The organism is Clostridium sp. K04 (assembly GCF_019734375.1).
Classification (GTDB): domain Bacteria; phylum Bacillota; class Clostridia; order Clostridiales; family Clostridiaceae; genus Clostridium; species Clostridium saudiense.
Genome location: NZ_JAASHD010000067.1, coordinates 1 through 7,426, shown reverse-complemented (window position 1 = coordinate 7,426; position 7,426 = coordinate 1). Strand labels below are relative to the sequence as shown.

The 7,426-nt window shown below is 25.8% G+C and carries 8 protein-coding genes; 2 read left to right on the top strand and 6 right to left on the bottom strand.

Going from position 1 to position 7,426, the window contains the following annotated elements; genetic code table 11:
• Positions 1-279: 279 nt before the first annotated feature.
• Positions 280-489, bottom strand: coding sequence for a hypothetical protein (locus HCG70_RS16800; RefSeq protein WP_042401115.1), 210 nt, complete (start codon positions 487-489; stop codon positions 280-282).
• 472 nt (positions 490-961) lie between these two features.
• Between HCG70_RS16800 and HCG70_RS16795 the strand changes: the two genes are divergently transcribed.
• Complete coding sequence (locus HCG70_RS16795; RefSeq protein ID WP_394805644.1) at positions 962-1,792, top strand: mechanosensitive ion channel family protein; 831 nt, start codon at positions 962-964, stop codon at positions 1,790-1,792.
• A gap of 258 nt (positions 1,793-2,050) precedes the next feature.
• On the opposite strand, the gene HCG70_RS16790 is transcribed toward HCG70_RS16795, so the two are convergent.
• From HCG70_RS16790 to galU, 4 genes are all read right to left on the bottom strand, one after another.
• Positions 2,051-2,869 (bottom strand): VanZ family protein, encoded by an 819-nt coding sequence (locus HCG70_RS16790; RefSeq protein ID WP_260457852.1) that lies wholly within the window; start codon positions 2,867-2,869, stop codon positions 2,051-2,053.
• Between the two features lie 305 nt (positions 2,870-3,174).
• Positions 3,175-4,155 carry an LCP family protein gene (locus HCG70_RS16785; RefSeq protein WP_195952636.1) on the bottom strand — a complete coding sequence of 327 codons (981 nt, stop codon included), beginning with the start codon at positions 4,153-4,155 and terminating at the stop codon, positions 3,175-3,177.
• A 64-nt stretch (positions 4,156-4,219) separates the two neighbouring features.
• Positions 4,220-4,363, bottom strand: a complete 144-nt coding sequence (locus HCG70_RS16780; RefSeq protein ID WP_156327491.1) for a hypothetical protein — start codon at positions 4,361-4,363, stop codon at positions 4,220-4,222.
• Between the two features lie 57 nt (positions 4,364-4,420).
• Entirely contained in the window at positions 4,421-5,290 is an 870-nt protein-coding gene (galU, locus tag HCG70_RS16775; RefSeq protein WP_042401106.1) for a UTP--glucose-1-phosphate uridylyltransferase GalU, read from the bottom strand.
• Positions 5,291-5,593: 303 nt separating this feature from the next.
• Here galU and HCG70_RS16770 point away from each other — a divergent pair, with 303 nt between their 5' ends.
• Positions 5,594-5,863 (top strand): hypothetical protein, encoded by a 270-nt coding sequence (locus tag HCG70_RS16770; protein WP_042401103.1) that lies wholly within the window; start codon positions 5,594-5,596, stop codon positions 5,861-5,863.
• Positions 5,864-5,907: 44 nt separating this feature from the next.
• Here HCG70_RS16770 and HCG70_RS16765 read toward each other — a convergent pair whose 3' ends face one another.
• Positions 5,908-7,179, bottom strand: a complete 1,272-nt coding sequence (locus HCG70_RS16765; RefSeq protein ID WP_221698050.1) for a HAMP domain-containing sensor histidine kinase — start codon at positions 7,177-7,179, stop codon at positions 5,908-5,910.
• Between the last annotated feature and the right edge of the window lie 247 nt (positions 7,180-7,426).

Genomic DNA, 7,426 nt, shown 5'->3' with positions numbered 1-7,426 from the left:
ACTTTAACATGAACGTACCCGTATGGGTTATTTTTTTTGCAATTAATTAGTGTTGCACTTGATATTGTAATTTATCAAATAAAAAAGCAAGTTGATTCTAGTATTTCTACTATAGAACCACCCTTGCTTCTACTTTTATATATATACTTTTTCGCTTCTTTTGTCAATATATTCCAAAGAAATTTTATATGCCTTTTTTTATAATATTAACTTTTCTTCTATTATTATTAAATATTTACTTATATGAATTTTAACTTACAAAAATTTATATACTTTAGATTATCTATTTTCATACTGATCCTTATTAGGATTTTTTCTATGTGTATCCTCATAATAATTATATTTTTTATTTAACTCACAATTATCATAGTAATCATATTCTTTATACATTTCATCAACTTCATCGTCAAAATCACTTGCAACCTTTAATAATGAATAAATTATAATAACTCCTATACTTGCTCCTAAACCTACCAAAAAATTAATCATCTAATTCACCTCTAACTAAATTATTTATTCGATCTATTTATTGAAAGTCTAGCCATTAAATCATATTATTATTCACCCCTAATTAAAAGGTTAATTGAAAAAACAGCGAAGCATAGCTTGTCGCTGTTTTTTCAATCCTTAAATCACCATATAATTGTACTTTTTTATCTTTTCACCTTTAATATCTTAAATTCCTCAAGGGGCTGGAGTTTTTTATTTTATGAAACCGTATTATTTTTGCATAATGATATTTTACTCATGATATTATCAAGGAGTTGTTTTCATTTTCCCCCTGAGGAAAATGTATATTGATGTCTATTTAAGTATATTTTTTTTAGAATATTTAAGCAATTACAAATTCTACTAAATATATACAAAAATCACTTATTAAAACACTTTTTATAATTACATTGTAATAATTACTAAAAATACTATATAATAAAATAGCTTATAATAAAAAAGGAGGTTCTTTATAACTATGAGTTTAGAAAAATTTTTAGGAAAAATAGTTAACTGGGCAACTACTGATGGTATAAAGCTAATTATAGGAATATTTTTACTATGGATTGGTTGGAAACTTGCTAAAAAAATAGTTAACATATTAAACAAAACTCTAGAAAGAAGAAATGTAGATGTAACTATTAGATCATTTTTAGATACATTTTTAGAAGTAATCTTAAAAGGTCTAGTAGTCTTAGTAGTTTTAGAATATGTAGGAATTAAAACAACTGGTGTTGCAGCATTAGTTGCTTCTGCTGGGGTTGCAATTGGGCTTGCTCTTCAAGGAAGTTTATCTAACTTTGCTGGTGGTTTAGTAATTTTATTAATAAGACCTTTCAACGTTGGCGATTATGTTGAAGGTGCTGGACATAATGGTGTTATTGAAAAAATAGGTATGTTCTATACACATATGGTAAGTGTTGATAATAAATTAATACTTGTACCAAATGGAACCTTAGCAAATGGAAGTATAGTAAACTACTCTGCTAAAGAATTAAGAAGAGTTGATTTAACTTTTGGTGTAGGATATGAACAAGATATATTAAAGGTTAAGAGAGTTTTATCTAATATAGTGGAAGCTCATGACTTAATCTTAAAAACACCAGAACCATTTATTGCTCTTTCTAATCATGGTGATAGTGCTATAAACTTTGTAGTAAGAGTTTGGGTTAATAATAGTGATTATTGGAAGGTACATTTTGACTTACTTGAATCTGTAAAAGTTGCCTTTGACAATGAAGATATTAGTATTCCATACCCACAAATGGATTTACATATAAAAAATGAAGGATTATCTAAATAATATTTTTATGTAAGATAATAAATTCACCTCCTGTTATCATCTAATAAATAGATTTACACGGGAGGCGTTTTTATTATAACACCATCTAGATATGATAATTCCCACTTCATAGTGTCAAACCTATATCTATAACTCTTAAAACCTATCGATATAACTATCTTTACGACTTGAAATTTTTTATATTTTCTGTACATAAAAAATACCTCCAGATAAGACCTAAATATTAAGTCCTACTTGAAGGCACGCATATTTTCTAAATTAGACTTTTTCAAAAGCACTTACTTTAATATTACAAAGCCAGCTAGCACAACTATATAAAATACTTCCTATTACTCCACCAATAAAGTCAATCATAACATCATTAATACTAGCCCCTCTTCCTAGTACAAATAACTGATGAAATTCATCTGTCATTGCATAAAATAAAACTATTAATAATGTAAAAATAACTGCCTTCATTCCTTTAATTTCATGACAGGCCATTGCCCATAATAAAAGTATAGCAAGTACTAAAAACTCAAATGCATGAGCAGATTTCCTAACAAAAACATTAAAATTATTAAAATGCTCATATACAAATGACTTTATCTTATCTCTTACTTTAATAAGCAAATTCTTAATATCACTTTTATTAATACTAATTCTTCTATTTTTTAAAATATCATTTGATCCTATGCTTACTTTATTAATTGTTATCCCATTTGAATCTATTTTATTATAAGTCACATATCCTTGGTTAATCCCACAAAACTCAATACTATCATAACTTTCACTATTATCATAAGTAATAACTATATTACTTATCTCTTCTTCATCACACTTTCCCCAATTAATAGTACTATTGGGATTAACTATTTCCCTTGTACTTTCATTATAAACTATATATCCATTTAAGCTTGAACTATTATTACCATTTATTATTTTACGAATCATATAAAGTGCATTATCTTGAAATTCTTTTATCATATTAAGTACCTTAATACTTTTTTCATTTGACTGATTTCCTGGTTGGCTGGAATTATAAAATATAAATCCCATCCACAATATACATAATACTATACTTAATTTCTTCTTCATACCTGTCCCCCCTTTTAATTAACATAAACCTATAAAGTTATACCAATTATTCTTACCAATTTATTCATTAATAAACTATAAACAGTAAAATACTCCTCTTCACCCTACTAACAATAATCAATTCCCCTTTATTATTGTTATGCTTCTCCAATTAGGTGTACTTAAACTCAATAAATTATATTTATATAAAACTAAATAATATCCCAATACTAATATATTTATTTAGTCCCATATAATAGAAATATATGTTTTTGCCCCTGTTGTCAATCTAAATATTAAATTGACAACAGGGGCACTATTTATTATTACCAAGTTTTCTTATCTTCAAAAATATAATCATGTAACTGATTTACAGTTACTTCTTTGTCAAATACTAAATAATATACTCCATTTATCATTTGACCTTCACAGTACCCATCTCTTGGGAATCTTTCTTGTTCTAAGCTTGTATTTCCTATACTTAATACTTTATTACCTAAATCCATTATTTCACCTGCATCAAGACTTGTACTAACCATTGGTAATAAATCATTTAATAATGATGGATAAGATGTTGGTGACATACTTAATATCTTTTCAAATATCTTAGTTAAGACTTCTCTATGTCTTTCAGTTCTCTTATAATCTCCACCAGAAGTATATCTTATTCTGCAATATCCCATTGCTTGAGTACCATCTACATGCTGAAGTCCAGTAGTTGTTATTCCTGGAGAATTTGTTCCATTAACTGAATTTATATCACTTATATAACCATTAATATATTTTAATTCTTCTGAATCTATATCTAATTCTATTCCACCAATTTTGTCTATTATTTTAGGTAATGATGAAAAGTTTACTGCAACAAAATCTTCAATGTTTAAATCAAAGTTTTCATTTAAAGTTTTAATAGCTAATTGAGATTTACCAAATGCATAAGCATGATTTATCTTATCTAATCCATGTCCATCAATATTTACATAAGAATCTCTCATTATTGATGTTAGTTTTAACTTCTTATTATGTGTATCTATAGTTGCTATCATTATAGAGTCTGATCTACCAATACCATCTTCTCCAGCATCTATCCCAAATAAAGCTATGTTTGTTACCTTATCATCATATACAGATAATTTTTCTTGAACCTCTTCTGTAATTCCAACATTATCTTTATCTATTTCTACCTTTTCCATCTTATTAAATAATGAATTTGCATAAATAAATGCTCCTCCAACTGCCCCTAAAACAACAACTAAAATAATTGCCAATATCCATAATACAATCTTTTTGCTTTTATTCTTTTTCATTACTCTACTCCTTATATAACCAATTATAAGTTTATAAATAATTAATACCTACTTGTTTATATTATTATACAAAATTAAATTTACAATCCTTAAACTTATCTAAAACAATAATATTACATCTATTACTTATATACAAGTTTGAAATTGCTACTTCCATATTCTTATGTAAATCTTCTTCATCATTTTCTATGGTTAAATGCTTAGTCATTTCATCATAATTAAATTTCCCTAGAAGAAAATAATTCTTCTAGGGAAATAAAAGAAATTATATTATAGTTTTTAAATACTCTATAAATCCATCCCTTAATTCTTCTTTTCTAAGTGCATATTCTACAGTTGCTTGAAGGAATCCTAATTTGTCCCCAACATCATATCTTCTTCCTTCAAAATCATATGCATACATTGCTTCATGTTTAATAAGTTCAAGTAATGCATCAGTAAGTTGAATTTCATTCCCCTTACCTGGTTTAGTATTTTCTAATATTTCAAATATTTTTGGTGTAATTATGTATCTACCTAAGATAGCAACATTAGAAGGTGCTTCTTCTACTGCTGGCTTTTCTACTAAGTCTTTTACTTTATATACTCTATCTTCTATATGTATTCCACCAACTATTCCATATTTATTTACATCTTGAGGTGCTACAGTTTGAACTCCTAAAACTGAAGTTTTGTATTCTGCATAACAATCAACAAGTTGCTTTAAGCATGGTTTGTTATCATTATAAACAACGTCATCTCCAAGAAGTACTGCAAATGGCTCATCTCCTACAAAGGTCTTTGCACAAAGTATAGCATGTCCTAATCCTCTTGGTTCTTTTTGTCTTATGAAATGGATATTTACCATATCAGATATTTCTCTAACCATTTCAAGCATTTCTTGCTTTCCTGCTTTTTCAAGTTCCATTTCTAATTCAACACTTCTATCAAAATGATCTTCTATACTCTTTTTATTTCTTCCTGTTATTATAAGAATTTCTTCTATTCCTGATGCAACACATTCTTCTATAATGTATTGTAAAGTAGGTTTGTCAACTATTGGTAACATTTCCTTTGGTTGTGCTTTTGTTGCTGGTAAAAATCTAGTTCCCAGACCAGCTGCTGGTATTATTGCTTTTCTTATTCTCTTTTCCATCACTATTATCCCTTTATATATTAATTTTTATTTTCTCTTAAAAACATATATAATTATATCACTTTAATAATTATCTATGTTGTCCATTTTTGCGACTAGTTTCAACATTTGCAATATATTTTAACTATTTTTCATAATTAATTATAATAATACTAGAATTATTCTCCATATCCTATGTTGAAAAATCTACAATATTCGCAGATAATACATTTACCCTTAATTGTTAAATATAGTAAATTATCTTTATTTGTTATATAATTTTATTATAATTAAGTCTTGTGACAAATAAAGGAGCGATATTTTATGAAGAACTTTCTTTTAGTGGCTTTAAAATTTTTAAGTTGGCTTTGGACTTTATTTATGATTTTCATGATATTCTTTACAATATATATGTCACTTTATTTAAATCCGAAAGAAAAAATATCAATTTTAGTATATTTCATATTTGCTTTATCAGCATTACCTTCAATAATATTTTTATTTTATAGACATAAAATTGAAGCTGCTGCTAAACTAGAAGATCCACCCTTAAATATAGATAAATATCTTAATAATAAGAATTCTAACTTTTAAGAATTCTTATTACTAAGATTTTTTGAACATTTAATGTAAAAATACTAATTATATATATCTGATAACTCAATCTCCGTATTAGCTTCATTAAACTTATATATATTCATTATAGAATTATCTAATAATGTATTTGGTAATTTAACCTCAAAAACACTACCTTGATTTAATATACTATTTACAGAAATACTACCACCATGAACCTCAACCATAGATTTTACTATACTTAGCCCTATTCCACTTCCCTCATTCAATCTTCTCAAAGAATTATCTAGCCTTAAAAATCTATCAAATATTTTATCTTTCATTTCCAAAGGAATACCTATTCCGTTATCTTCAAACAATATTTTTATCCATTTCTCCTCTAAGATAATATCTATTTTTATAATTCCACCATACTTACTATATTTAGTATATTTAATAGAATTAGATATCACGTTTAATACTATTTTTTCAATCATACTCGGATCACATTTAATATAATGCTCCTCTACATTTGTATCAAATTCAATACTTATATTTTTAGATTGAGCAAAAGGTACTGTTGACATTGCTATATCTTCTACTAAAGAAACTATTTCATAATTTCCAAAATCAGCTCTAAATTCACCAGTGTCTATTCTCGTTGTATCTACTATATTATTTATAATCCTTAGCATTCTTTTGCTATTTACCTTTAAAGAATTACTATATTTATCATATACTTTTGAAAACTCCTCTTTATTAACTCTCCTTGTTTTTTCTAACAACTGTATTGTTGAATAAAAAATATTAAGAGGTGTCTTAAGTTCATGAGATAATACTGAAATAAATTCTGATTTCTTTATATCATTAATTTTATGGAAATTAAGCTCTGTTTCTAACTTAATTCTCTCTGTTATATCTACGTAAGTAACTAATATTTCATTTTTATCAATATTTTCATCTGAATGAATAAGTTGAATAAAACAATCAATTATTGAATTGCCTTCATTACTCTTTAATACTCCCCTCCAAGTTCCTTCTTTATCTAAAATCCTCATAATTTCATTAATATTATTTTTTACGTCATTAACCTTTAATAATTTTTCCTTAAACCTTTCATTAGTAACATCAAATCCATAATATTCTTTTATTTTGTTATTTATATAAGATATATTAAAATCTTTATCGCAAATAAATATATAGTTATGACTATTAAAATTAGCTAAATTATAAAACTTACGAAGTTCTTGATTTAAACCATTTGATTCAACATATAATACATGAAACTCTACTACGCACCCTATAATAATTATGAAAAATGCTATATATGTTAACAATGCAGATATTAATTTCATATTAAAATTATTATAATCAAGTGCATATATAATATAAATTGCCTTTATTGCAAATAAACTTAAACTAATACTAAAGGCTCTTAGTATAACTTTATTTTTCTTTATTGAAATTATTAATAATCTTATTGCTATAAAAAAGTAAGCAATGCACAAAATTATATTATAAAATATGAGGGCACTGAAAAAGTGCCTTTCGGAATAAAAGACCTAAAAAATTTTTTTAAGACAATTTTTTAGGTCTTTTATG

Excerpts from the sequence above, each read along its gene's own strand:
- HCG70_RS16765 (WP_221698050.1), bottom strand. The coding sequence starts at position 7,179 with ATGAAATTAATATCTGCATTGTTAACATATATAGCATTTTTCATAATT.
- HCG70_RS16785 (WP_195952636.1), bottom strand. The coding sequence starts at position 4,155 with ATGAAAAAGAATAAAAGCAAAAAGATTGTATTATGGATATTGGCAATT.
- HCG70_RS16770 (WP_042401103.1), top strand. The coding sequence starts at position 5,594 with ATGAAGAACTTTCTTTTAGTGGCTTTAAAATTTTTAAGTTGGCTTTGG.
- HCG70_RS16780 (WP_156327491.1), bottom strand. The coding sequence starts at position 4,363 with ATGACTAAGCATTTAACCATAGAAAATGATGAAGAAGATTTACATAAG.
- galU (WP_042401106.1), bottom strand. The coding sequence starts at position 5,290 with ATGGAAAAGAGAATAAGAAAAGCAATAATACCAGCAGCTGGTCTGGGA.
- HCG70_RS16790 (WP_260457852.1), bottom strand. The coding sequence starts at position 2,869 with ATGAAGAAGAAATTAAGTATAGTATTATGTATATTGTGGATGGGATTT.
- HCG70_RS16800 (WP_042401115.1), bottom strand. The coding sequence starts at position 489 with ATGATTAATTTTTTGGTAGGTTTAGGAGCAAGTATAGGAGTTATTATA.